The 25,431-nt window shown below is 65.6% G+C and carries 18 protein-coding genes and 1 pseudogene; 10 read left to right on the top strand and 9 right to left on the bottom strand.

The features are described from left to right. Positions 1-157: 157 nt before the first annotated feature. Entirely contained in the window at positions 158-1,501 is a 1,344-nt protein-coding gene (locus tag LWC34_RS09230; protein ID WP_443667751.1) for an IS701 family transposase, read from the bottom strand. A gap of 156 nt (positions 1,502-1,657) precedes the next feature. Beyond that, positions 1,658-3,625 carry a DNA ligase D gene (gene ligD / locus LWC34_RS09235; protein WP_233724578.1) on the bottom strand — a complete coding sequence of 656 codons (1,968 nt, stop codon included), beginning with the start codon at positions 3,623-3,625 and terminating at the stop codon, positions 1,658-1,660. Between the two features lie 227 nt (positions 3,626-3,852). Here ligD and LWC34_RS09240 point away from each other — a divergent pair. The 3 genes and pseudogenes from LWC34_RS09240 to LWC34_RS09250 all read left to right on the top strand — a co-directional run bounded on the left by LWC34_RS09240 (position 3,853) and on the right by LWC34_RS09250 (position 7,284). After that, positions 3,853-5,188: pseudogene (locus LWC34_RS09240) on the top strand (cation:dicarboxylate symporter family transporter). Positions 5,189-5,389: 201 nt separating this feature from the next. Continuing rightward, positions 5,390-6,676, top strand: a complete 1,287-nt coding sequence (locus LWC34_RS09245; RefSeq protein ID WP_233724579.1) for a hypothetical protein — start codon at positions 5,390-5,392, stop codon at positions 6,674-6,676. An 86-nt stretch (positions 6,677-6,762) separates the two neighbouring features. After that, positions 6,763-7,284 carry a pyridoxamine 5'-phosphate oxidase family protein gene (locus LWC34_RS09250; RefSeq protein WP_233726393.1) on the top strand — a complete coding sequence of 174 codons (522 nt, stop codon included), beginning with the start codon at positions 6,763-6,765 and terminating at the stop codon, positions 7,282-7,284. A 70-nt stretch (positions 7,285-7,354) separates the two neighbouring features. On the opposite strand, the gene ligA is transcribed toward LWC34_RS09250, so the two are convergent. Beyond that, on the bottom strand, positions 7,355-9,343 hold the full coding sequence (gene ligA, locus LWC34_RS09255; RefSeq protein ID WP_233724580.1) for an NAD-dependent DNA ligase LigA: 1,989 nt from the start codon (positions 9,341-9,343) through the stop codon (positions 7,355-7,357). 67 nt (positions 9,344-9,410) lie between these two features. Between ligA and LWC34_RS57955 the strand changes: the two genes are divergently transcribed. After that, positions 9,411-10,424, top strand: a complete 1,014-nt coding sequence (locus LWC34_RS57955) for an AraC-like ligand-binding domain-containing protein (RefSeq protein ID WP_233724581.1) — start codon at positions 9,411-9,413, stop codon at positions 10,422-10,424. Here the strand turns inward: LWC34_RS57955 and LWC34_RS09265 are convergent. After that, complete coding sequence (locus tag LWC34_RS09265) at positions 10,374-11,015, bottom strand: TetR/AcrR family transcriptional regulator (RefSeq protein WP_233724582.1); 642 nt, start codon at positions 11,013-11,015, stop codon at positions 10,374-10,376. The genes LWC34_RS57955 and LWC34_RS09265 overlap by 51 nt on opposite strands. A 121-nt stretch (positions 11,016-11,136) precedes the next feature. Between LWC34_RS09265 and LWC34_RS09270 the strand changes: the two genes are divergently transcribed. Together LWC34_RS09270 and kynU are read left to right on the top strand one after the other, a co-directional pair. Further along, positions 11,137-12,354 carry an oxygenase MpaB family protein gene (locus LWC34_RS09270; protein ID WP_233724583.1) on the top strand — a complete coding sequence of 406 codons (1,218 nt, stop codon included), beginning with the start codon at positions 11,137-11,139 and terminating at the stop codon, positions 12,352-12,354. A gap of 17 nt (positions 12,355-12,371) precedes the next feature. Continuing rightward, positions 12,372-13,580 carry a kynureninase gene (gene kynU / locus LWC34_RS09275; protein WP_233724584.1) on the top strand — a complete coding sequence of 403 codons (1,209 nt, stop codon included), beginning with the start codon at positions 12,372-12,374 and terminating at the stop codon, positions 13,578-13,580. Here the strand turns inward: kynU and LWC34_RS09280 are convergent. Both LWC34_RS09280 and LWC34_RS09290 read right to left on the bottom strand, forming a co-directional pair. Beyond that, positions 13,549-14,001 (bottom strand): GNAT family N-acetyltransferase, encoded by a 453-nt coding sequence (locus LWC34_RS09280; RefSeq protein WP_233724585.1) that lies wholly within the window; start codon positions 13,999-14,001, stop codon positions 13,549-13,551. The genes kynU and LWC34_RS09280 overlap by 32 nt on opposite strands. A gap of 1,303 nt (positions 14,002-15,304) precedes the next feature. After that, a complete protein-coding gene (locus LWC34_RS09290) occupies positions 15,305-15,859 on the bottom strand; it encodes a hypothetical protein (protein WP_372496526.1) in 555 nt (184 codons plus the stop codon). Positions 15,860-16,102: 243 nt separating this feature from the next. Here LWC34_RS09290 and LWC34_RS09295 point away from each other — a divergent pair, with 243 nt between their 5' ends. After that, positions 16,103-17,473 (top strand): penicillin acylase family protein, encoded by a 1,371-nt coding sequence (locus LWC34_RS09295; RefSeq protein WP_233724587.1) that lies wholly within the window; start codon positions 16,103-16,105, stop codon positions 17,471-17,473. Between the two features lie 40 nt (positions 17,474-17,513). Beyond that, positions 17,514-18,887 carry a MocR-like pyridoxine biosynthesis transcription factor PdxR gene (gene pdxR / locus LWC34_RS09300; RefSeq protein WP_233724588.1) on the top strand — a complete coding sequence of 458 codons (1,374 nt, stop codon included), beginning with the start codon at positions 17,514-17,516 and terminating at the stop codon, positions 18,885-18,887. On the opposite strand, the gene LWC34_RS09305 is transcribed toward pdxR, so the two are convergent. Beyond that, on the bottom strand, positions 18,856-19,545 hold the full coding sequence (locus LWC34_RS09305) for an alpha/beta fold hydrolase (protein ID WP_233724589.1): 690 nt from the start codon (positions 19,543-19,545) through the stop codon (positions 18,856-18,858). The two genes, pdxR and LWC34_RS09305, sit on opposite strands and share 32 nt — an antisense overlap. 115 nt (positions 19,546-19,660) lie before the next feature. Here LWC34_RS09305 and LWC34_RS09310 point away from each other — a divergent pair, with 115 nt between their 5' ends. Next, a complete protein-coding gene (locus tag LWC34_RS09310) occupies positions 19,661-21,814 on the top strand; it encodes a tetratricopeptide repeat-containing protein (protein ID WP_233724590.1) in 2,154 nt (717 codons plus the stop codon). A gap of 21 nt (positions 21,815-21,835) precedes the next feature. Then, positions 21,836-22,903, top strand: a complete 1,068-nt coding sequence (locus LWC34_RS09315; RefSeq protein ID WP_233724591.1) for a Gfo/Idh/MocA family protein — start codon at positions 21,836-21,838, stop codon at positions 22,901-22,903. Between the two features lie 70 nt (positions 22,904-22,973). Here the strand turns inward: LWC34_RS09315 and LWC34_RS09320 are convergent, their stop codons facing one another. Together LWC34_RS09320 and LWC34_RS09325 are read right to left on the bottom strand one after the other, a co-directional pair. Then, positions 22,974-24,530, bottom strand: coding sequence for a dolichyl-phosphate-mannose--protein mannosyltransferase (locus tag LWC34_RS09320; RefSeq protein WP_372496450.1), 1,557 nt, complete (start codon positions 24,528-24,530; stop codon positions 22,974-22,976). An 11-nt stretch (positions 24,531-24,541) separates the two neighbouring features. Beyond that, positions 24,542-25,153 (bottom strand): DUF1062 domain-containing protein, encoded by a 612-nt coding sequence (locus LWC34_RS09325; RefSeq protein WP_233724592.1) that lies wholly within the window; start codon positions 25,151-25,153, stop codon positions 24,542-24,544. Positions 25,154-25,431: the final 278 nt, after the last annotated feature.

The raw sequence follows: 25,431 nt of genomic DNA on the forward strand, positions 1-25,431 counted from the left end.
TGGCCACGAGGTCTCCGGTGTCATCGATTGTCTTGGTCGAGAATCGATCTACCGGAGACCTCGCCTATTCGATCAACGACACGCCGCGACAGCGATCACCCAGCAACGCACCAGCTCCCAGCTTTGAAACACGGCCTAGTACGGCAGCAGCCATTCGTTAGCTGACCTGGGTGATCTTGATGTCGCGGGCGAGTCTGGCGCGTTTGTGGAACCAGCGTGATCGTGCTTGATGCCTGCGGCGCCAGTTCACCCAGTGGGTTGCGTGTCCAGGTGGTCGGGGTGTGGTGGTGCCGGCGATCAGATGCTTGATTTCGGGGATGGTGAGCGGGATCAGGCCGGGATCAGCGGGTGGGAGCTGGTCGGGGTGTAGGGGTTCGGGGGCTTGACTGTCGGTGCGGTCGCGGAGCAGTGCGGCGGTGACCGCGCAGACCGCAAGAGCGGCGCATACAAGCACGGCGTGTCGGGCGATCGCGGTGTAGAGCCTGACCTGAGCCTGGTCCAGGCCGAAACAGTCTTTGCCGAACTCGAATCCTTCCTCGACAGGCCAACGCAGCCCGGCGGCGCGGATCAGCCGGGTCTTGGTGAGCAGTGCGCTTTCGGGCACGTAGCAGTAGTGGAAGGCCAACTCGCCGGTGCGCAGGTGTTTGCGGATGAGGAGGTAGTGGCGGGCCGAGTTGGTGGCGATCCAGGCCCAGGCATACCACCGGTCGCCTTTGGAGCCCTTGCCGGCCGAGCGGATTTCCCACTGTCGCTCGCGTTTCAGCAATGTCTTCGTGGCCTGGTCGCAGGACAGCTCCATGCCGCTGGACAGGATGATCCGGAAGTTCTTCTGAACCCGCAGCACATAGGCTTGCTTGTCGGCCTCGAAGTGGGCCCGCAACTCGGTGCAGCTGCCGTAAACCTCGTCCCCGCAGTAGAAATCAGGCCGGAACCCGTCCGCGGCCACCGTCGTGCAGATGTCGATGGCCAACTGTCCTTTGGTGCGGAACGTCAGATCCAGGGGAAGCGCCGAGCGCAGCGACGTCACCGGGTCGCTGATGTGCTCTTCGGGAATCCACTGTTGGAACCCGATCAACGCATGCCCGACACCTTCGCGCACATAGGACAGGTGCACCGTGTTGATCCCGTTCTCCACCCGACCCGCGCAGCCCAGATGCTGCCGTTTGACACCCGCGGTGGCTTCACCTTTCTTCTGCTGCCCCGTCTCATCCAGCGCCCCGATCACCAACTTCCCGCGCCGGCGCCCGCCCTTGCGGGCCGCTTCCTCCAACCCGGACACCGCGAACCGCCGGATCTGCGCCATCGCCTCGGCCTCGTCCCACACCGCCCGGTTCAGCAGCCGCTGCGTCCGATCCGGTGTCCGGTCCCCGACATACTCAGCGATGGTCCAGCCGTTCCGTTTCGGCAGCTCGCTTGTCACCGCCCGCACGTACTTACGCGCCTGCACGAACGGCTCGATCCGCCGAAAACACGAACGCAGCCGTTCGGACAGCTCACCCAGTTTCCGCCCAGCCAACCGAGCACCTATCCTGGCAGCCGCAGCCGCCTGCGATCCTGTAGTTCTCACAAACACATGATCAACAGGCGGCTGCCCCATGTCGCCACCGGCCCCAGCTACACATCCCCACAGGTCACAACCCGAATGGCTGCTGCCGTACTAGCGCAGGTCGGCTCGATTCGCCGCGAGATCGGCCAGAAGGTCGCCATGCAGTCCGACGCGTTCGAGGACCGTGTCCGTGACGAACGTCAGGTCCTGCGGCGTCTGGCACTCGCGGACCTCGTCCCACGTGATCGGCGTCGCCACCGTGGGCTGCGCCCGGCCACGCAGCGAATACGGGCTGATCGTGGTCTTGGACGGGTTGTTCTGGCTCCAGTCGATGAAAACCCGGTTCGTTCGAACAGCCTTGGTCATCTTGGCTGTGACGCGCTCTGGGGTTTGCATGGCGAGATGTTCGGCCAGCGTCTTGGCATAGGCCGCCGGAGCTTTCGCATTCGTGGTGCGGATACCCGCGTAGAGCTGCATTCCTTTGGAACCAGAGGTTGTCGCCAGCGGCGTGAGCCCGTCGGTGATCAGCAGCTCGCGCAGGCGCAGGGCAACCTGTGCGCAGTCCACAATTGTGGTGCCCTCACCCGGATCCAGGTCGAACACCAGCCGGTCAGGCAGGCCCTTCGCTCCCTGTGAGACTGTCCACTGTGGTGTGTGCAGCTCCAGTGCGGCGAGATTGGCTGCCCAGACCAACGCGGGCAGGTCGTCGATCAGTGGATAGTTGATGATCTCGCCGCTGCCACGAGATCCACTGCTTGGCAACGACGCCGTACGCAGCCACTCGGGAGCGCCGTTGGCGACGTTCTTCTCGAAGAACCGTTCTCCGTCAACGCCATCGGGAAAGCGGATGAAGGTGACCGGCCGGTCGGCGATGTGCGGGAGCAACACCGGTGCGATCTGCGTGTAGTAGCTGATCACGTGGGCCTTGGTGAATCCACTCGGATACAACGGCTTGTCCAAATTAGACAGTCGCAGCTGTCTGTCGCCGACTCGCACGGTCACGCGTTGCGGCTGCGGTGGTTCGGGCTCGTCGCGAGGCTGGGCGTGCGGGGCGATCACCTCGGCTGGGGATTTGTCGTGGCGCAGGCCGCGCCAGCTGGTGTGCCGCAGCCTGCCGTCGCCGCGGGTGAATTGCCGGTACTCGACCTCGCCGACCAGCATGGGTTCGACCCAGCGGGCACGTACGACATCCTCACGAGGCGGCGCGGTGGCGAACGGGTGCGTTCCGCGTTCGAGCTGCTGGAGCTGTGCTTTCAGCTCGACACGGGCATGCTGGGTGAAGCCAGTGCCGACGTCGCCGAGGTAAACAAGGTCGCCGCTGCCGGGATCGTGCGCACCGAGCAGCAACCCACCGAGGGTGTTGTCGAAGCCGCGCTGGCCGGGCCGCCAGCCGCAGATGATGACTTCCTGGAAGTGGGTGAGCGCGTGCTTGAGCCAGGCATCGGTCCGGCGGCCTGGCGTGTAGGGCGCCGAGCGGTGTTTGGCGATCAGCCCCTCTTGGCCTTCGGTGGCGACGCGGCTGAGTAGCTGCTGTGGTGTGAGCCGGTCGGCGGCCAGCGCGGCGAACGTGATCGAGGGGACGATCGAGATGCGGTACGGGTCCGGCATCGGGATCTGGGTGAGCTGCGCCCGGCGCTGCTCGTACGGCTGGCCGAGCAGGCTCTGGTCACCGAGTCGCAGCAGGTCGAACACCAGATACCGGACCGGAATGCCCTCGAACTGGTCGACCCGGCCCGCGGTCTGGTGTTTGCGGAACCGGCCGCGGCGGTCCTGCAGCAACCCGAAGTCGACGTTCCCGGCTTCGTTGTAGACCACGATCTCGCCGTCGAACACGGCCGTCCGCCCGGCCAGATCGAGCACCCCGGTCAGTGTCGGGAACTCCTCGGTGAAGTCGATGCCGTTGCGGCTGGTCAGAATGGTGGTGCCGTCCGGTCCGACGCGCATCGCGGCCCGGTAGCCGTCCAACTTGTACTCGTAGGCCCAGTCCGGGCCGCTCGGCAGGCGGCCACGGTCCGGTTTGGCCAGCATCGGCTCGACCCAGTCAGGCACGCCAGCCTGTCCGCGAGCCGATCGCGCCATCGCCGTCATCCTCGCCTAAGTCGCTGACCTGGAGTTTCCTCCAAGCGACCGTAACCCGGCCGGTCCAACCCTGCCGGGTTACGCACGAACCACGCCCCTCACATGGGGGACACGGTGCCTACGTCCCGCGTGACTACGAAACGTAGGAGCAGGCTCGCCGGCCGCGACCCTGCTGTGCTGCGAACGGAACCGGAACCGGTTCGCCGTTCGCGCCGGAGGGATCTGAAATGAGTTCTCGCGCCCGTGGCCGCACGCACTACCTGTACCTTGCCGTGATTGTCGCCGTGGTGCTGGGCGTTGTGGTGGGACTCGCCTGGCCAGGGGTAGGCAAGCAGTTGGCACCGCTGGGGACCGGGTTCGTGAACCTGATCAAAATGATGATCGCGCCGGTCATCTTCTGCACGATCGTGCTCGGCATCGGATCAGTCGCCAACGCGGCGAAGGTCGGCAAGGTCGGCGTCACGGCGCTGGTCTACTTCCTGGTGATGTCGACGTTCTCGCTCGCTCTTGGGCTCGTGGTCGGCAACCTCCTGCAGCCGGGTTCCGGGCTGCACCTCAACCCCGCCGACGTGTCCGTAGCGCACACACAGGCGAGCCGTGCCGAAGGCGGAGTCGCCTTCCTGCTGGGCATCATCCCGACCTCGTTCGTGTCGGCACTGACCGAGGGACAGGTGCTGCAGACGCTGCTCGTGGCGCTGCTGACAGGTTTCGCGTTGCAGAAAATGGGCGACCGCGGTCTCGGGATCCGCCGGGGGATCGAACACGTGCAGGGGCTGGTGTTCCGCATCCTGTCGATGATCCTGTGGGCCGCGCCGGTTGGCGCGTTCGGCGCGATCGCGGCCGTCGTCGGCGCGACGGGGTGGAACGCCGTGCGCAGCCTGCTGATGATCATGTTCGGCTTCTACCTGACGTGCCTGGTGTTCGTGTTCGGCGTGCTGGGGCCCGTGCTGCGGTTCGCCGCGGGGGTGAGCATCTTCAAGCTGCTCAAGTACTTCGGCCGGGAGTTCCTGCTGATCCTGTCGACGGCGTCGTCGGAACTGGTGCTGCCACGGCTGATCGCCAAGATGGAGCACCTTGGGGTCAGCAAGCCGGTGGTTGGCATCGCCGTGCCGACGGGCTACTCGTTCAACCTCGATGGCACGGCCATTTACCTGACGATGGCGACGCTGTTCATCGCGACCGCCCAAGGCGCGCCACTCAGCCTTGGATCCCAGATCTCACTGCTGCTTTTCATGATCATCTCGTCGAAGGGGGGGCGCGGGCGTCAGCGGCGCGGGGCTCGCCACCTTGGCTGGCAGCCTGCAGTCGCATCGACCGGACCTCGTCGACGGCATCGGCCTCATCGTCGGGATCGACCGGTTCATGTCCGAGGCCCGCGCCTTGACCAGCTTCGCGGGCAACGCCGTCGCGGTCGTCCTCATTGGATCGTGGATGAAGGAGTTCGACCACGCCAAGGCCGAGGCGGTGTTCGCGGGTACGGCCCCGTTCGACGAGCTGTCACTGGCAGGCGCGTCTGAGCAACCGGCGAAGGCTTCAGCGTCGGATGGTTCCAGGCAAGGGTGATCCGATCAGCCCAATCCGGGAACGGCGTACTGCGACCGTTCGGGGGTGCCATTCGTGCTTTCCAGTGTTATGGATCTCCATATCGAAAGCGAAACACATTCGGCTGAATGGTCAGTGCTCAAACAATTGCTACGGTTCGCGGATCGAGAAACATCCCGGACGAATCGATGACATTCGTCACGCGGCGAAGGAGTGGCGCAGGTGCACCCCACGTTCGAACCCGTGAAACCGAGCAGTGGAACAACGATCGACGCTTTGCTGATGGACAGCGGATCCGTGACAGCTATTGTCGACAAAAGTCAGTGGCCTGCCCTCGCGCCGGTGTTGCAGGGCATCTTCCTGCCTATTCAGCAGGAGATCGAAGATCTGGACGAACGGGCGGAGTACGTCGTCAACCTCTGCACGGTCTACTACGCGCACGGCAGGCAGCGGGTGATCTGGACGCGCGACACCCAGGAAGACGCCGACCAGCTTGGCAAGGACAATCTGGAGAAGCTTGTCGACTTCCTTGAGAAGTTCATGGAAGGAAACGGGCAGTGGGCGTACATCAAGCGGCGGAAATGGTACACCAGTGGTGAATTCGCCATCGGTATCGATGTGAATTACTACCCGGACAGGTCCGAGTTCAAGACATTTCTGGCGTTTCACAAGGACACCGGCGGGAACAACATCTTCGTCAACCTCGTCTTCGACAATCAGACGATGATCGAGGCGACGGAGTGGTACGTCGACCTCGCCGACCCGAGCAAGCAGCGCAAGGAATGGCAGATAGGTCTCCTGCCGGAGTCCTATCTGGAAGAGCTGGCGCACGCACGGGAGACCCTCAGGGCCAAACTCGGCGGCAAAGAGCTCGACGTCGCAGGCGGTGTGAGCGACAACCTCTACACCTATGTGTCATGGGTGGACGACCTGATCTGGCATTCGACGCCGAACGGGGACCTGCGCGTCGAATACGGTGTCGCCCACGCCGAACGCGCGTGGACCGCGTTGGAAGCGTCGGTCGGCGGAGCATTCAGGTACGAGGACGAGAAGCTCGGCATGACGATACTCGGCGCGGAGATACTCGGCACGATCGCCGAGTCTTCGCACACCCGCCTCTTCAAATGGTTGCAGGGCAAGGGTTTGAACAGTCCGGATCTCGGTTATAAACGGTGCTGCGAGGCGTGGCAGGCCTTGTACAGCGACACTGCCGGCAAGGACGTCTTCGTTCAGGACGCGCAGATCCGGGGTCGCACGCCATGGCGGATTACCGGGACGCGCTCGGAAGCCAACGCGTACGACAAGCGGCTGGAGGAGAGCGAGAGCATCGACGAGCCGCCTGTCCGCCTCTCGCAGCTGCGCCGCACCAACAGCCGGGAGGACGTCCGGAAGAAGCTCGAGGAGGCGCGGAAGGCCAGCGCGGGCCAGGCACGTGCGTTCATCCGGACGTGGGTCCGCATTCTGAAGGCCAATGACGCCGAACTGACCGGGCTGTGGGATCAGGTTTGACCACGCCTCGCGGGTGGCCGACAGATCACCCGGGATTTTTCTTGCCTTCGGTGTCGATGCGCCGTCGTCACGTTCGACGCGTGGGTATGACAAACGAACCAGTTGCCACCCGTAACCTCGACCAGTACGGCCACGCGGAGCTGCCGTGGAGCCGTGCGCGCGACATCCTCGCCACCGACAGTCCTACCGCTGACCTCACGTTCTTCGTGTCGACCGTGCGCCAAGACGGGCGACCGCACTCCGCGGGCGTCGGCGCCGTATGGGTGGATGACGCGCTGTACTTCACCGGCGGGCCGGGTACCCGCAGGTCACGCAACCTGGCCGCGAACCCGGCGTGCAGTATCTCGGTCCGCCTGCGCGGGCTCGACCTCGTGCTTGAGGGCGACGCTCACCGCGTGACTGGTGCCGCGACTTTGGAGCGCGTGGCATCTGTGTATCGCCACGCTGGCTGGCCCGCGACCGTTGAGGGCGAGGCTCTCACGGCTTCGTTCACCGCGCCCAGCGCTGGCCCGCCTCCTTGGTACCTGTACCGCGTCACGCTGCACAGGGCTTTCGGTGTGGCCGGTGCCGAGCCGCATGGCGCTACCCGCTGGGACTTTGCGTACTAATGAAACCCCAGGTCAAAGGTCGTGAGTGGTTGGCCGTGTTAGAGCACGGCTAACCACTCACGAGGGTCTTTTAGACCATGCCTGCCTCGATCAACTGGTCCCAGATCACGCCTTGGTCGACGACCTCGACGCCGAGTTTCTCTGCCTTGGTGAGTTTGCTTGCGCCGACCCCGGCGCCGGTGATCAGCATGTCTGTGTTCGCTGAGACGGAGGAGGCGGCTGTCGCGCCTGCTTTTTCGCACAGTCGTTGGAAGGTGGGGCGGGCGATCTTCTCGCCGGAGCGTGGGTCGCTGATCGCGCCGGTGATCACCACTGTCTTTCCTGCCAGCGGTGCGTTGGATGCTACGACTGGTGGGAGGTCTTCCTCGCGCACATCCAGGGAGACGCCACGTTCCCGCAGCCGTTCGAGCTCCGGGCGCAACCGGGCCAGGTGTGCCGACAGCGAGGCCGCGACTTTGGGGCCGATGTCTTCTACCGCAACGAGTTTCTCTTCGCCCGCGTCGGCGACTTCTTCCAGTGAGGTGAACCCGGCGCGGCACATTCGGGTGGCTGTGCCCTCGGAGGCCATCGGGATCGCGAATCCGATCAACGCCCGGCGCAGGCCCACTTGGCGGCTGGCGTCGATCGATTCGATCATGCGGGCGGCCGAGACTTCACCGATCCGGTCGAACTCCAGCAGCGTTTCCTTTGTCAGCTGGTAGAAGTCCGATGGGTGCTCGAGCAGGCCCGCTTCGGCGAGTCGTTCGATCCACATCGGACCGATCGCTTCGATGTCGGCCGCCGCACGCGAGGCCCAGTGCACCAGCCGCCGCACGGTCTGTGCGGGGCAGGCGACGTTGGTGCAGAACAGTTCGCGGCTGTTGCCCTGCTCGGTCAGCGGCTGCTCGCAGGACGGGCACGTGCTGGGTGGCACGATTTCGCGCTCGGCGCCCGTCCGTTTCGACGCGTCGAGCACGCCTGCGACGAACGGGATCACGTCGCCTGCCCGGCGTACCAGAACTGTGTCGCCGATCTTGATGTCGCGGGCGCGGATGACTTCCTGATTGGCCAGGGTCGCGCGGGTGACCGTTGTCCCGCCGACGAACACCGGCTCCAAATGGGCGACCGGGGCGATCTTGCCTGTCTTGCCCACGTCCCAGACCACGTCGGCCAGGATCGTGGTCTTCTCCTCGGCGGCGAACTTGTAGGCCAGCGCCCCGCGGGGCGAACTCGACCGGGTGCCTGCGGCCTTGTAGGCGTCACGGTTGGCCAGGCGAAGTACCGCGCCGTCGAGGTCGTAGTCCAGGTCGTTTCGCTGCTGCTCGATCTGTTCGATCACCGCTTGCGCGGCGGCCGCGTCGTCGCAATGCCGCATGTCGGCGGCGGTGAACCCGAGCGTGCTCAGCCCCTCGGCGAGGTCGGCGCTGGCCTCGGCGGTCGTGTAGAGATCGAAGGCGAAGAACTGCAGGCGTCGCTCAGCGACTGTCGCCGGATCCTTCGCCCGGAGGGTGCCAGCGGCGGCGTTACGCGGGTTGATCAGGGGTTTGTCGGGGTGTGCGGTGTTGTACGCGGCGAACGTGGTCCGCAGCATCACCGCCTCGCCCCGCACCTCGACCTGGCCTTCGGCCGGGATCCGCTCGGGCACGCCATCGGTCAGCGCCTTGACCAGGACCGTTACGTCGTCGCCCGTTGTGCCGTCGCCACGGGTGACCGCCCTGGCCAATCGGCCGTCTTCGTAGACAAGCGCCAGGGACAGGCCGTCGAGCTTCGGCATGACCACCACCGGCTGGCCGGGGAAGCGCTCGAAGAACGCCGCGACCTGCTCGGGCTTGGTCGCCTTCTCCAGCGAGAGCATCGGTCTCGAGTGGCGGATCGGCGCGTGCAGGACCGCGGGCGCGCCGACCTGGTCGAGCGGATTCGGATCAGGCGCCAACTCCGGGTTGGCTTCGATCAGCGTCCGCAGCTCGTCCTCGACCGCGTCGTACTCGGCGTCCGCCACCAGCGGCGAGCCCCGGTAGTAGGCGTCACGCAGCACCATCACGCGGTCGGCGAGTTCCTGAATCCGTTCCCCAGTGTTCACGACGGACAAGCTACCGGTGCCCACCGACAATTTCTTCGACGCTGATCGCCTAGGGCATGCTTGCTGTGTGTCACCAGGCGAGCCGATCCACCACACGACGTTCCAGAGCGGCAGTTTCGACCCGAGCGAGCGCAGGGACGCCTGGGTCGATCACCTTTCGCGGATGCACGCGCCGATCGGGATGCGTGTCACGGCGCCGAGTGATTTCCCTGCCCACCAAGAGGTTCTCCAGCTCGGTGACGTCGTGGTGGCTGCCTCGCAGCACATGCCGATGACAGTCGAGCGGACCCCGCGGATGGTCCGCCAGTCCGATCCGGACATCGTCTACCTCGGGCTTCCGCTGCACGGAACGATGACCATCGAGCAGGCCGGGTGGTCGATCGTGCATCGTCGGGACCGGTTCACGTTCCACGACAGCGCCCAGCCCTGCCTGGTGCAGAGCGGTGCCGAGTCGCGTTATCGGGGCCTGGCCCTGCATCTGCCCAAGAGCCTGCTGCCCAGGCCGGTGTACAAGCCACATGAGCTCATGGACGGGCGTCTGCGCGCCGACGCGGGAATCGGTGGCCTGCTGGCGGGCACGCTCGACAGGCTGATGGCGGACGTCGACGGGTTCCGTATCGCGGACGGGCCAAGGCTGGGCGCGGTCGTGTCGGACCTGGTCGTTGCCCTGTTCGCGCACGTCATGGACAGTCCAGTGGCGCCCGCGCCGGACGGGCTGTTGTTCCGTATCAAGGCATTCATTCAGCAGCGCCTGGGTGACGACACCCTCAGGCCCGGTGACATCGCGGCCGCGCATCACATCTCGACCAGCTACCTTCACCGGCTTTTCAAGGCGGATGGCATGTCCGTCGCCAAGTTCATCCGGCGTCAACGGCTGGAGCGGATCAGCCGGGACCTGGCGAATCCAGCATCGCGTGGCGTGCCGATCTCGGTGATCGCCGCACAGTGGGGTTTCCCGCGGGCAGCGGAGTTCAGCCGCGCGTTCCGGGCCGCGAAGGGCCTGACCGCGCGCGACTACCGCCAGCAGGCGCTAACGAGGTTCCAGCATCGGGACCAGGAAACGCCTGGCCACCGCACGTAACTGGTCCTCGTCGTCAAGGTCGACGACATGGCTGGGCACGAGCAAGAACGACGCGGAGACCCTGGCCATCATCTCGGCCGCGAGCTCGACGTCCACATCAGCGGCCAGGTTGCCAGCGGCCTGCTCCCGGCGCAGCTGACCTGCGACGAACCGCTGAACGGTGGACAGCGTTCGTCCGTCGTCGCTGACCATGGACGGCACGAGCACGTCCGGCTCGACGGCGAGCAGGCCACCGATCAGCGGATTGCGCCGGATGGCTTGCAGTGAGCTCACGAAGCCGAGAACGACGCGGTCGGCGAGGGTTCTGGCTTGTTCGATCTCGACAAGGAACTGGTCGAAGTATCGCCGGAACTCTCGTCGCACCACCTGCTCGACGAGGGCGTCCTTCGTGGCGAAGCGGCGGTAGACGGTGATGCGGGAAACTCCGGCTCGACGGGCCACGTCTTCCATGGTTGACCGGCGGATACCCACGCGGCAGAACTGGTCGTGGGCGCCGTCGAGCACGCGTGTGGTGATCTCGTCGCTGTCGTCCGCGCGTTCGATGGCTTCGGCCAACGCGCGCTCTAGCAACGAATCCGAGTCCGCTGTCATCGCCTTTCCTGATCTGTCGCGGGGCTGGTGCCCGGCCTCGTTCTATCATCTCCTGATGATACGCGGTTACACGTTTTGTATCACGGTATCAGCCACGGTCCACGGGACTCAAGGAGGAGTCGTGGAGGGTTTCAGCCGACGCAAGATGTTGATCGTGAGTGGCGGAGTGCTCGGCGGGTTGGGGATGGCCGGTCCGGCCGAGGCGAGTGGGTCTGGCCTGGGGGCGGGCGAATCTGGCCATGGGGCAGGCGTTTCCGAGGCGGATGGGTCCGATCCGCGCTGGGTGTGGGATCCCGATGCCGATCCGGTCGCCGCCGGGATCCTCGATCGCGGCCAGGTGCCCGAGGTCAATCGCCTGTTGCGGACATGGACCCGCAACGACCAGCCGTTGCCTGCCGGGCTGCCTGCGGATCTGCGCGCGTTCGTGGAACAGGCGAGAAACCTGCCAACATGGGCCGAGCAGTCCACGTTGGACCGTGCCGCCGGTTTCGTTGAGAACAAAGGAACCTATCTGATCCTGTTGTACGGACTGGGCGGCGGGATGCTGAGCTGCGCGATCCCCAACGAGGCCAGGGCCGTCTACTACTCGAAGGGCGGCGCGGACCTGAAGGACCGTGCCGCGAAGACGGGCAAACTCGGCTACGACATCCAAGAGCCCAACGCCTTCCGGCCCGACGGTCACCTGCTGGTGACCGCGGTCAAGACCAGGCTGGTGCACGCGGCGGTCCGGCACCTGCTGCCGCAATCGCCGTACTGGAAACAGGGAATCCCGATCAGCCAGAACGACATGCTGGTCACGTGGCACACCTTGCCGACCTTCGTGATGCGCAAGCTGACCGAATGGCGAGTGCGGATCACCCCCGCGGAATCCGCGGCCTTCCTGCACGTCTGGCGAGTGACCGCGCACATGCTCGGCATACAGGACCACTTCATTCCCGCGACCTGGGAAGCGGTCAACGCGCAGTCCAAGCAAGTGCTTGATCCGGCGTTGGCGCGGACGCGCGAAGGCGTCGACCTGGCCGATCAGATCCTGACCATCTCCGCCAAGGGAATCACGCCAAGCGGAAGCACCCGGCCGCTGCTGAACGCGCTCGCCCGCTACCTGGTCGGCGATCACGTCGCCGATCTGGCCGCGATTCCTCGTGAGCCGGTCTGGGGCCCGCTGGTCCGCACCGGTTTTCCCGCTTGGGTGGCGTTGCGGGAGAACCTGACGCTGTTACCGTTGGTGCCCAAGATCGCATGGACGATCGACGAGGCCGTCCGCAAGTACATCCTGTTCTATCTGTCCGGCGGGAAGCAGATCGACATCGAGATACCGGACACCAACCGGCCTTCCTGATTTGGTAGAAGGGTGCTGTGGCAGCAACGCTTGAGCGGGCAGAGCAACTCGACACCGACGATGAACTCGCCGTGTACCGTGACCGGTTCGTCCCGATCATGGACCCCGGCGTGGTGGCCTACCTCGACGGGAACTCCCTCGGTCGCCCGCTGCTGGCCACGGCCGAGCGGCTGCAGCACCTCGTGCGGCACGAATGGGGCACGCGCCTGATCAGGTCATGGGAAGAGGGCTGGCTGACCCTGCCGGAGCGAATCGGCGACGAAATCGGCAGGGTCGCCGTCGGTGCGACGCCCGGTCAGGTGATTGTCGCCGACTCGACGACGGTATGCCTGTACAAGGCGATCCGGGCGGCACTGGCGCTGCGGCCAGGCCGCACCGAGATCATCACGGACACCTCGAACTTCCCGACCGACCGGTTCATTGTGGACGGTATAGCGGACCAGTTCGGCCTGACGGTCAACCGAATCGACTCCATTGACGAGATCGCGGAGGCCGTCGGCGACAACACCGCGGTGGTCACGCTGTCCCATGTGGACTATCGGTCGGCCGCGATCGCGGATATGGCTGCGATCACTCGAATCACGCATGATCGCGGCGCGCTTGTGGTGTGGGACCTGTGCCACAGCGCGGGCGTGTTGCCGGTCCAGTTGGATGCCAACGATGTCGACTTCGCGGTCGGCTGCACGTACAAGTTTCTCAACGCGGGGCCTGGCGCGCCCGCTTTTCTCTACGTGAACTCCCGGCACCACAACGACTTCCGTCAGCCGATCACCGGGTGGATGGGGGCGGACGACATCTTCGCCATGGCCGACGAGTTCAAGCCGGCGCTGGGAATCCGCCGTGCTTTGTCTGGCACACCGTCGATCGCCGCGATGGCCGGTGTCGAAATGGGCATTGCGCTGCTGGCCGAGGCCAGGATCGGCCGTGTGCGGGCAAAAGCGCAAGGGTTGGGGCGCTGGGTGATCGAGTTGGCGGACGTATGGCTTGCCCCGCTGGGGTTCGTGGTCGCGTCACCGCGGTCCGACGAGCAGCGGGGCGGGCACGTCCTGCTCCGGCATCCCGATGCGGAGCGCATTTCCCGCGAACTCATCGACAATGGCGTTATCATTGACTTCCGTAACCCCGATGGGATCCGGATCGGCCTGAGTCCGCTGACCACCAGCTATGTCGAGGTGTGGCACGCGATGAACGTGGTCAAGAGCCAGTACTCGCGAACTCCTTCATAAACCGGCCAGCCCGGTCAGACCAGTTGTCATAGCCAAGGCCGCGGTAGAAGGCGTGCGCGTCCGTCCGCCAGTTGGAGCTCGTCACCTCCATCTTGCTACAGCCGTACTCCTTGGCGATTCGCTCGGCGTGCGCCATCAGTTCCTTGCCGACTCCTTGCCCGCGGACGACATCCGAGGTCACGATCGCGACGACTCGACCCGTCTTGCCCGGGCGCTCGAAACAGGGCATCGCGGCGACCGCGACAACACCGACAACTTGACCGTCGCGCTCCGCGACCAATGCGGTCGCCGCCGGTTCCGCGGCCCAGTTTTCCAAGCGTTGCCGGACACTGTCCACGTCGTTGTCGTCCGGATAGCCCAGTTGTCCGAGCAGATCCCGCACGGCGGCGGCATCCGAAGGTTCGGCAAGACGCACAGTCATCACTCGAACTTATCGCAACTTCGTTCCGGGCGCGCGCAACAGGCACACCAGTGGTTGCGATCGTGACCACTAGGCTCTGCGGCCGTGGAGATCCGGACGCTGATCGACCGTCTCGCCGATGAGGACACGCGGCTGGAGGCGGAGAAGTTCCTTGCCGAGCGCGGAACCGAGGTTCTCGGCGTGTTGCTGGCCGAACTGGCCGACCCCGCCTCCCAACTGGACTGCGTGCCAGCGTTGAGAAAGATAGGAAATGCCGCTTTCGACCCGTTGGCCGAACTGATCGCGTCGGCACAGGACGGTGATGTCGTACGACGTGCGTGCCGTGCGTTCACAGGATTGGACGTCAGCGCCGAGCGGTATTTGAACGCGATTCAGCATCCACATACGACAGTGCGCACGCATGCTGTCTCGATGTTGCATGGACAAACTGCCTTGGCCCACGCGCGGGAGTTGTTGCCCGCCTTGGCTGACGAGGACTACTACGTGCGACGGCAGACAGCGTGGGTGTTCGCGAGTATGGGACCGGATGTCCTGCCGTTGCTGCAGGAGACGCGTCGTACAGCCAAAGGCGACATCCGGCGGGGTGCATTGGTTGGGCTGCTGGAGGTCGGTGGACCCGATGTCATCTCGGCCAAGGACCGTGTGGTGATCGAGCGGTTCCTCCGGCTTCAGGTCCAGGACGACTGGTGGACGTTCGAGCCGATGCACCTGTGCGGCGGCTGGTTCGCGCTGCGCACCGAGGACCAAGCCGCCGTGCTTGGCGTGTTCGGGCTGTCGGATCCCGTTCCGGTGACCAAGGAATTGGGCGCTGACGCGTGGAACAGCGACCATCATCAGTGGGCGAAAGAAGATGAGCACGTGCAGTGCGCCCGGGCGTACTGCACGGCTGTCTTCGACGGCTGGACGCTCGTGTTCGGTGAGCCGTTCAAGCACAGCCCGCGACCCGTGCCGGAGCTGTGTGCTGTGTTGAGCAAGGTGTTCGGCGAGGCCCACTACTACGGCATGAGCTGCGGCGACGGCTGGACCGCGTGGTGTATCGCCGAGGACGGCGAAGTGATCCGGTACTACGACGCCTTCTTACCGGAAAAGCAGATCGGCGAGCCACTTGAGGCAGAGGAAGGACTCTGTGTCTGCCGCACGACTTCAAGGACGACATGGACGGGTGCTGGGGCACCCACGTCGCCGAACAGCTGTCGGTCAACCCGGCGTCGACGGACTGGGAAGGCGAGATGGAAGGCCACGGGGTGCTCGCGCTCACGCAATGTGGGCGCACGCACGGATCACCCCGTGGCGCGATTTCCTACTAGAGACAGGGAGGCTGGTAGCCGTCAATGCTCAGTCCGCGGAAGTCGAGCTTGTTCGGCGTCTTGCCGACGAAAACAAAGCCGCGCGCCTCACGCAGCGCGGAAGCGAAGGAGTACGACGGAGTGCCCAGTTCAGGCAGGGTCGTCCACGCCTTGGGGGAGAAGCTGAAGAACTTCCGGACGAGCTTGCCGCCGGTCGACGGCACCAGCGTGAGCCACTTGTCGCCGCCACTCCAGTGCGACGCGGGCCGCAGTTGGACGTAGAGATCGTCGGTCGCGCTGTAGGTCATCCAGAAGCCGCGCGACTTGCCGAGATCGGCCTGCGCCTCGAACTGGTTGGCCAGCCAGACCACGACCACGTGCCACTCGACGTTGAGGAACTCCACCTTGGCCGCGTACCGCTTGCCCTCGCGGACGAGCAGGCTGCCGGTCGCGGGCACGGTCGTGCCCTCGCCGCTGGCGATCCACTGCTGCAGCCGGTCGATCGACGGCGTCGCGCATTCACAGTTTCGCTCGGATGTCGCCTGTGCGGCCGGTGCTGTCAGGCCGAGCATCAGTAATGCCGCGATTATCCCGATGACTGGGACCCTTTTCCGGTTTTGCTTGGAGGCTAAGCGCATTCCAGCGAACCTAGCAGGGCTGCTCCGGTGGGACTACTGCTCTTGACGTAGCAAGACTGTCCGTGCGACAGACGCAATGCGACCATCCGATTCGTACGGTTTCCCTAATGGTCCATTTCGGACCGGGTTTCGTGGTCCACCGGCCCGAATGGGGCAACTGCCCGCTGTAGTAGGGGCATGACCGTCCAGGAACTCGCCGAGATCGGCGCGAACGTCGAAGTACTCACCGACCGCTGGGGTATCCCGCACATCTACGCGGCCAACGAGCACGATCTGTTCGTGGCGCAGGGTTTCATCGCCGCACGCGAACGTCTGTTCCAAATGGACCGATGGCGACGTAAGGGATTAGGCCTGACGGGTGAGGCTTCCTGCGGCCCGGATGTGCGGCGGTGTACCGAGGCCTTCGTGCTTGGTGTGAACGCGTTCATTGATCTGGACCAACTGCCCTACGAGTTTCGGGAACTGGGGTACCGGCCGGAGCGCTGGCGGGCCGAGGACATCGTCCGCATCCAGACGCCCGGCTATGACAGCAATAACTGGGTGATCGGCCCGAGGCGCACGCGCAGCGGACGGCCTATCCTGGCGCACGAGCCGCACCTCGACATGACCTTGCCGTCACCGCGGTTCGTCACTCACCTGGCCGCTCCTGGGTTGAACGTGATCGGTGCCGGTGAACCGAGCTTGCCGGGAATTTCCGTGGGACACAACGGTTCCGTAGCGTTCGCCGGGTTGGATCTTCGTGCCGTGCAGCTGATGCGGGCGAAGGACCCGCTTGAGTTCCGCGACCATGTACACGCGATGCCGACTGGAAGCGACGACCTGATCGTGGTCGCGAACGAGCAGAACACCAACCGGATCCGTGAGGTGCTCAGCGGCGGATCGGGCTGGACTGTCGCGGACAGCCTGGCCTTGCAGGTCGACGAGCTCAACCCGCTGGCACGCACGGTTGTGCCGACGCTGCTGGCCGCAGTGGGCAAGCCAACCGATCCGGCTGAGCGTAAGGCGCTGGAATTGTTGCGGGCATGGGATTTCGTCGAGTCTGCGGATTCGTCCGCGGCTGTCGTGTTCCACACGTGGTACCGCAAACATTTGGACTCGCGCTCACGTCGACCCGAACGTACGACGTTCGCGAACGCGGTGGCCGAACTGGTCGCGGCCCACGGCAGGCGGCCGGAGGCATGGCGGTGGGGTGATCTGCACACGTTGACCTTCGCGCACCCGTTGCCGGAGCTCGCTGGGTTGCCGCCCATTCCTCGTGGCGGCAGCGGCGACACCGTGAGCTACTCGCCCTTCGACGAGTCGTTCCGCCAGGTGCAAGGCGCGTCGTTCCGGATCGTCATCGACGTCGGCGCGTGGAACGAGTCGATGGTGGTCAACGCCCCTGGTCAGTCCGGTCGCCCGGACAACAAGCATTACGACGATCACCTCGACGCGTGGTTGCAGGGAGAAGCGTTTCCGCTGTCGTATTCGCGGGCCGCGGTGGAGAAGGTGGCGGAGTCACGTTTGCTGCTGCGGCCTGTCACGAACGAGCGTCCTAGCCTGTCATAGCTGGTCGATACCACCGTCGGAGAAAAGGTGAGGTACCTCGGTGACTGGTGTCGACCTGCACCTGGACGTGCGAGGGCCGGGTGTGCTGGCTGGGCTGACCGACGCGCTGCGGGACGCGGTGCGGACCGGTCGGCTCACGCCGGGCACCAGGCTGCCGTCCAGCCGCAATCTCGCCGTTGACCTCGGCGTCGCCCGCAATACCGTGGTCGCGGCCTACGCCGAGTTGATCGAAGAAGGCTGGCTGACGGCCAGACAGGGTGCGGGTACGCAGGTCGCGGACGCGTGCCAGCCGGTCGTCGAGCCGCAGCCGCCCGTCTCGAAACCCGCATACGAGGACCGTCCGCTATACGACCTACGCCCGGGTTGGCCGGACGTGTCGTCGTTCCCTCGCGCCGAGTGGATCAAGGCAACCCGGCGCGCGGTCGAGCAGGCTTCGAGCGTCGCGTTCTCGGAGCAAGCACTGACCGGGCGGATCGAGCTGCGACGCGCCTTGTCGGACTACCTTGCCCGCGCCCGGGGCGTGTACTCCGCGCCAGAGCGGATCGTGATCTCCTCCGGCGCATCCCACGGCCTTGCGTTGCTCGCCGCGGCATTGCGGACCCGGCGAGTGGACACTGTTGCTGTTGAGGCCTATGGCCTGCCGCTGCATCGGGAACTGTTTGCCCGCGTTGGATTGCGCACGCCGCCGTTGCCGATGGATCAGCACGGCGCCCGTACCGATCGGTTGGCGGGTCACGGTGCGGTGCTGCTGACCCCGGCGCACCAGTTCCCGACCGGCGCCGCGTTGGATCCGCAGCGTCGGTCCACAGTGGTCGATTGGGCGCGGTCGACCGGCGGCCTGGTCATCGAGGACGACTACGACGGCGAATTCCGTTACGACCGTAAGCCCGTCGGCGCCCTGCAAGGGCTCGATCCGGAGCACGTCGTCTACCTCGGCACAGCGAGCAAGGCCATCGCGCCCGGCCTGCGCCTCGGCTGGATGGTCGTGCCCGAGGGATTGATCGGCGACATCAACCGCGTGATCGGCGGCTTGAGCGTGACCGGGACCGTCGAGCAGCTTGCCATGGCCGAACTGCTCGACTCAGGGGCCTACGACCGGCACGTGCGGGTGATGCGGGCGCGGTACCGGCAACGTCGCGACGAGCTCGTCACCATGCTTGCCAGCCGTAACGAGAGCGTCCGTCTGCCCGGCATCGCCGCAGGCCTGCACGCGCTCGTCGAGCTGCCTTGGGACACCGAGGAAGCGACCGTGAAAAGCGCCGCCGCGCGTCGCCTGGCCGTGCACGGACTCGACGAATTCCGGCACCCGGCCGTCCCTCGGGACCGGCACGCCCTCGTGGTCGGATTCGGCACGCCGTCACCCAGTGGCTGGCCCAGCGCCCTCAACGCGCTGCGTCGAGTCCTGCCGTCCTGATCAAATCGGCGACGACCTGCGGCTGAGACAGGAATGGCGAATGCGACGAGTCCACCTCGTGCACGGTCCCGCACCGCTGCGCCATCTGCCGCTGCACGACGGCCGGGATCGCGTTGTCGGCCGTGGCGACGAGGTAGGTCGACGGGGTGTCACGCCAGGCTGCCACGGACAACGGGTCCTTGAACGCCGCGTAAGACTGTGGCCTGAGCTGGGCAATGGCCTCCTGAGCCTGGGCCGCGGGCAGATCGTTGAAGAAGATCTCGGCCGGGGTGTCGGGATCGACCAGACCGTCGTCGCGAACCAGCCACCACTCCAGCGGCACCCCACCAGCCGCCTGGAGCAGCGACTCCCCAACATCGAGCACGAAGGCAGCGACATACAGGATGTGCTTGACGTTGGACAGCCCCGCCAAACCCTCCGTAGCGACGATGCCACCGAACGAATGCGCCACCGCGACAACCGGACCGTCGATGGCGGCCGCAGCGTCCCGGACAACCTGGGCGTCCGCAGCGAGCCCAACCGATGCGTCGTCGACTGACTTCAGGTCGACCGTGACCACTTGACGGTCGTTCAGCAACGAGACCACTGTGTCCCAGCACCACGATCCGTGCCAGGCACCATGAATGAGCAGGACTGTTGGCTTCGCGTCGTCGGTCATGGCCGGTCCTTACCTCAGGTGAGAACGTCCAAGATAGACCGTGAACATCGTCCGCGCAGGTCCCAACGGGCAGAATGGATGTGTTGCACCACGCTGCGAGTTGCAAGGGGGCACGATGCGCCGGTTGCGAACGTGGTGGCATCGCCTGCGCGGTTGGTGGTTCCTGGTTGTCGCGGCGGCGGTGACGGGCGTGATGTCCGCAGTGAGCAAGCAGTACACAGGCCTGGTCGCGGCGATCGTTGTCGCTGTCGGTGGGGCTTGCGCGGCCGTCTTGTCGGAACGCGGCCGTGCCCAGTTGGCTTCGCCGGCCGCGAAAAAGCGGTCGCCGTTCTATCTGTCCCGGGTCGACCGGATCACCGACCCGATTCGGCTGGGTGTGCACCCCGCAGCCACGGTCGAGCGCACCGACGGCACAAGCGATCGGGTGCCACCGTTCATCGAACGTGATCGTTCGCCCGAACTCGCCGCGGCCTTGCAAGCCGGCGGATTCGTTCTGGTGGTCGGCGATTCGACGGCTGGCAAGACCCGCCTTGCCTACGAGACCATGCGAGTGTGCCTGCCTCGGCACGTGTGCGTCGTACCGGACAACCCAGCGGCGTTCGGCGCTGCTGTCGCTGCCGTGAAGCAGAACCGGCCTAGCGTGCTCTGGCTGGACGATCTTGAACGGTACCTTGGCGCGGACGGTCTTCACCGGGCTGAAATCGATGATGTGCTGGATGGCAAGCGGGGGCGGACGATCGTCTTGGCGACGTTGCGGGCCCATGAACGTGAGTGGTTCAGCGAGCGCAACGACTCCGGGCGTGAGCACGGTGAGCGTCAGTGGGCTGGTACCGCGCGGGCTGTGCTCAACGCCGTGACTAGCGAGATCCACCTTGAACGCCGGTGGTCTGATCGGGAACTGGCGTCCGCGCAAGCTTTTCACGGCGATGTGCGCGTGCGGCGTGCGCTGGCCAGCGCCGACCGATACGGCCTCGCCGAGCACCTGGCGGCCGGTCCGGAGCTGTTGCGTGAGCTGACGAACGCGTGGTCGGTGCGGACGGGCCGGGCACGGGGTGCCGCGTTGGTCACCGCGGCAGTCGACATCCGGCGGATCAAATACCACCGCCCCGTGCCGTTGTCGCTGTTACGGGATCTCCACGAGGCATACCTGACTGACCGGGGTGGCGTCGCGCTGCGTCCGGAGGACTGGGACGAGGCACTGGACTGGGCGACACAACCGTTGCACGCGACGAGCAGCCTTCTTGAACCACATCCGGGTGACGAGTACCTCGCCTTCGACTACCTGGTCGATGCCGCAGCGAAGGCGTCTGCGCCCGCCCGAGTGCTCGACGCCACATGGCAAGCCGTGGTCGACGTCGCCGCTGCCGCTGAGCTGTTCGACGTGGGCCGAGCGGCGGCGTTCGAAGGTCGTTTCGACTACGTGCAGCAGGCTTTGACGAAGGCGACCTCGTCGAACGAGTTCAGGATCGCGGCCGATCTCGCAGCGTGCCTTGGCGATGGGGGATACGAGGACACCGCCTCCACTCAGCTCGAAACGATCATCGCGGCTGCTCGGGAGAGCGGTGCGGTCTCCGCTGCCGAACTGTTGGACATGATGTCCGATCTGGCGTGGATGATCGGTGAGAAAGTCGCGGGTCGTGGGGATCCCGAACGTGCGCTGCGCATCACCGATCAGATCGTGCGGGACACGACCGCCTTGCTCGGCAGCGATCACCCGCAGACTCTGCATGCCCGGCTTGTGCACGCGCGTCAACTCGGAGCGACGGGCGCGGAGCGTGAAGCGCTTGCGCTCGCCACCGAAACGGCCGCGGCGGCTGTGGCACGCTATGGCCGAAGCCATCGGCAGGTGTTGAGTGCGCGATTCGAGATAGCGGTATGGGTGCATGGGATCGAAGGGCCGCTGGCATCGGTTCAGCACTTCACCGATCTGATGGCGGACGCTGAGCGTTCGACGCCGGTGGACCGAGCGTTGATCGTCGACTGTCGGTGGAATCTGGGCGGAGCGCTACTCGCGTGCGGCGATGCGGCTGCGGTCGAGGTGCTCGCGACCACCGTCGTAGAGGCCCAGAACGTCTACGGTGCCGACCACAGGCGCACCTTGGACAAGCGACTGTCGCATGCTGAGGCGGTAGGCGTCATGGGAGATCCAGGGCGTGCGGCGGCGCTCGCGGCTCAGTTGGTTGACGACTGTGTTCGCCACCTCGGCGAGGACAATCCGGTAACCGTCGAGGCTCGGGCGCTGGCCGAGCGATTCAGTAGTGCCGTCTGAAGTGGAGATACCCTGATGGCTATGGCTGTCGGCGTTGGCATTGTCGGGCTCAGCGCGAATGGTGGTTGGGCCGCTATGGCCCATGTTCCCGCGTTGAGGGCACTTCCTGGTTACGAGATTCGGGCGTTGAGCGCGAGTTCCGCGGAATCAGCGAGGGCGGCGGGGGAGGCGCACGGCGTGCCACTCGCGTTCGGGTCGGTGGATGAGCTCGTGAGCCGGGACGAGGTCGACCTGGTTGTCGTCACGGTCAAGACCCCGCGTCACCACGAGCTCGTCACGGCTGCGGTGCAGGCGAACAAGATGGTCCTGTGCGAGTGGCCGTTGGGCAACGGGCTCGCCGAGGCCGAGGAACTGGCCGCGTTGGCGCGATCACGTGGTGTCAGGACGGCCATTGGATTGCAGGGGCGGGCGGTTCCGGCGATCCGGTGGTTGCGTGATCTGATTGCCGACGGTTATGTCGGAGATGTCCTGTCGACCACGGTCGTGGGATCGGGGATGGCTTGGGGCGCCGAGGTTCCCGCGCCGAGTAGCCGGTATCTCTTCGACGCGGCCAACGGCGCGACCATGCTGACCATCCCGGTTGCGCATGCCGTCGACAGCCTTGCGTTGGTACTGGGGGAGTTTGCTGAGATTCGCGCTGTCGTCGCGAATCGGCGTACCACAGTGCGTGATGGGGATGGCGAGATTCCGATGACCGCGCCGGATCAGGTTGTCGTCGCGGGACAGTTGGACAGTGGTGCGGTTGCGACTGTCCATTATCGAGGCGGCATGTGCCGTGGCACGAACTTCCAGTGGGAGATCAACGGTACCGACGGCGACCTCGTGATCACGGGACCGTTCGGCAATCCACAGTTCGCGCCGCTGCGGATCCGCGGCGGCCACGGCAGCGACACCGAACTGGCCGACTTGCAGGTGCCCGCCGAGTATCACCGCGTCCCCGGTCTCGTCGACGGTATGCCAGGTTACGGAGTCGCGCACGCGTACGTGCAGCTGCTTGAGGACATCGAGAACGGCACGACTACCGTTCCTGACTTCGATCACGCGGTCATGCGACAGCGCATGGTCGCCGCGGTACAGGCGGCGTCTTGACTATATGCATTTCACTGTGTCGGAATGGTGGACACGGTGTGCTGCAAAGGTGGACACGGCGCGGAGAGGGCTAGCGCCAGGATGGGAGCCAGAGTTCGGCTTGCCAGCGGGCGTTGGTGATCGAGTCGCCGTTCAGGATCGGCCACAGCCACACGAAGTTGGCCACGACCAATCCCACGTACAGTGCCACAACGAGCAGGCCTGTCCCGCGTCTTTCGTAGCTGTCGCTGGCTTTGCCGAGGATCTGGCCGAGCGGCAGCACCAGGCCGAGGATCAGGAAGGCCGAGACCGGCGTCATGTAGAAGAAGTACATCTGCCGGTCGAGGTTGAGGAACCACGGCAGCAGGCCTGCCAGGTAGGCCACGATGACGGCCGCGTAGCGCGAGTCCAGCTTGCCGATCATCCGCCACAGGCCCCACGCCAGCATCGGGAACGCCAGCCACCACATCGCGGGCGTGCCGATCAGCATCGTGGCGCTCACACAGGACGACTCGCCGCAGGCCTTCGTCGTGCTGTCCCAGGAGAACAGCATCGGCCGCAGACCCATCGGCCACGTCCACGGCTTGGACTCCCACGGGTGTTGCTGGCCAGGCTTCGTCACCAGGTTCTCGTGGAAGTTCAGGACGTTCGCGGAATAGTCGAACAGTGACCGCAGTGCCGGACCGAACGGCCCCCACCAACCAGTCACGAGATGACGATCGATGGCGGTCTCGCTCGCGAACCACGCCCACCATGTGCCCAGGTACACCAGGACCGGAATGATCAACAGCGCCCACAGGCCGGGCAGCAGGTCGCGGCGGAGGGCGCCGACCCACGGGTTCGCGACGCCCGCGGAGCGGCGGGCGGTGGCGTCCCAGATCACGGTCATCAGGCCGAACGCGGCCACCCAATACAGGCCGCCCCACTTCGTCGCACACGCCAAACCAAGGCTGATACCCGCGGCGAAACGCCACCAGCGGAAGCCAATGCGCGGCCCGTACACGGAGTCGTTGACCCAGCCCTCGCGCATCGCGATGGCCAGGCGTTGCCGCATCTGGTCACGGTCAAGCAGCACGCAGCCGAACGCGGCGAGGATGAAGAAGGCGATGAAGATGTCCAGCATCGCCATCCGGCTCATCAGGTGCAGCACGCCGTCGCTGATCAGCAGGATTCCGGCGACCGCGCCGAGCAGGGGCGACCGGGTCAGCCTGCGCGCGATCCGCACGATCATCAGGACCATCAACGTGCCGAGGATGGCGCCGACAAAGCGCCATCCCCAGCCCGTGTAGCCGAAAAGCCATTCACCGATCCCGATCAGCTGCTTGGCCAGCGGCGGATGGACCGTGTACTCGTAGCCAGGGTTGTCCTCGTACCAGCCGTTACGCAGCATCTGCCACGCCTGCGCGGCGTAGTACTTCTCGTCGAAGACCGGGGTGCCGTTGTGGGTCGGGATGCCGAGGTTCTGCAGCCGGACGATCCCGCCGATGACCGCGAGCACGCCCGCGACCAGCCAGCCACGCAGCCGGTCCGTCGGCATCGGTCTGACGAGCAGGCTCTCGGCCGGATCGGCACCCGGAGCTGATGTCCGGTGGTCCTCCTCCGCATGGTTGCCCGACTTGTGGTCGGACCCGGTCACGACGGCTGTCACGACACCCGATGTTAGGGGGTCGGCTGTGCGCGCCCGGTATCCGGTTCGTCCGCGCCGGCCACGTAGAGGGTGAAGTCTTCGCGGGCCTTCGCGTCAAGGGCCATGGGCAGGCGGATCCGCCCCGAGCCGACCATGCCGCGCACGGCGGACCGGCTCAGGCCGAACCCGCTCGTCAGCAGCTTCTCGACCCGGATGGGCGCCGGGAGCTCGAACCTGACCAGGACCTCGAGTGCCGGATCATCGGGCGCGAGCTCGTAGAACGGCATGTCGGTGTGCAGCTGCCAGGTACCGGTCCAGTCGAGCCGGTGTCCCGCCCCCAGCACCAGCTCACGCACCATGGCCGGGTCGTTGTTCTCGAACGTCAGCAGCCGGTCGTGGTCGAGCGCGTGCACGTGGATGCGCTCGTGGACGGCGATTTTCGACGTGCGGCCGCACTGCTCACAGCCGATCAGCAGCCAGACGTCGAGGAGCTTGCCGTTCGCGTTCATCCGGATCTTTCCGGTGGGATGGTGCCGGGTCGAGCGGCACGACACGCATGGTTTGACGATGGCTGGCAGGCCGAGCTCGCTGATCACCCACAGCGATTTCCAGTCGACGTCCGCGGGCACACGGGTACTACTCATGACGCGTTCCAGGGGTCTATGGCGGAGGCAGCGGGGTGCCTCCGCAAGCCAGTGGCGGATGGCCAGCGCGCGAATGCGGAGCACGCCGGCTGGCACGACGTGGCACGTCACGTCGCGTGAAGGGCAATGAGAAGCACGCCTGAGGGCGTGCGCCACTGGTTACCGACCCATGCGCGTCATGGTGGTGACCGCCGGGCGGTCCGGCAACCGATTTTCCTAGGGACCAAGGTCGGTCGTTGCCGCTTGTTCGCTGTCATTTTCCTGTGGTTTTCACAACC

The sequence above is a fragment of the Kibdelosporangium philippinense genome (assembly GCF_021390435.2).
GTDB classification, from domain to species: Bacteria; Actinomycetota; Actinomycetes; order Mycobacteriales; family Pseudonocardiaceae; genus Kibdelosporangium; species Kibdelosporangium philippinense.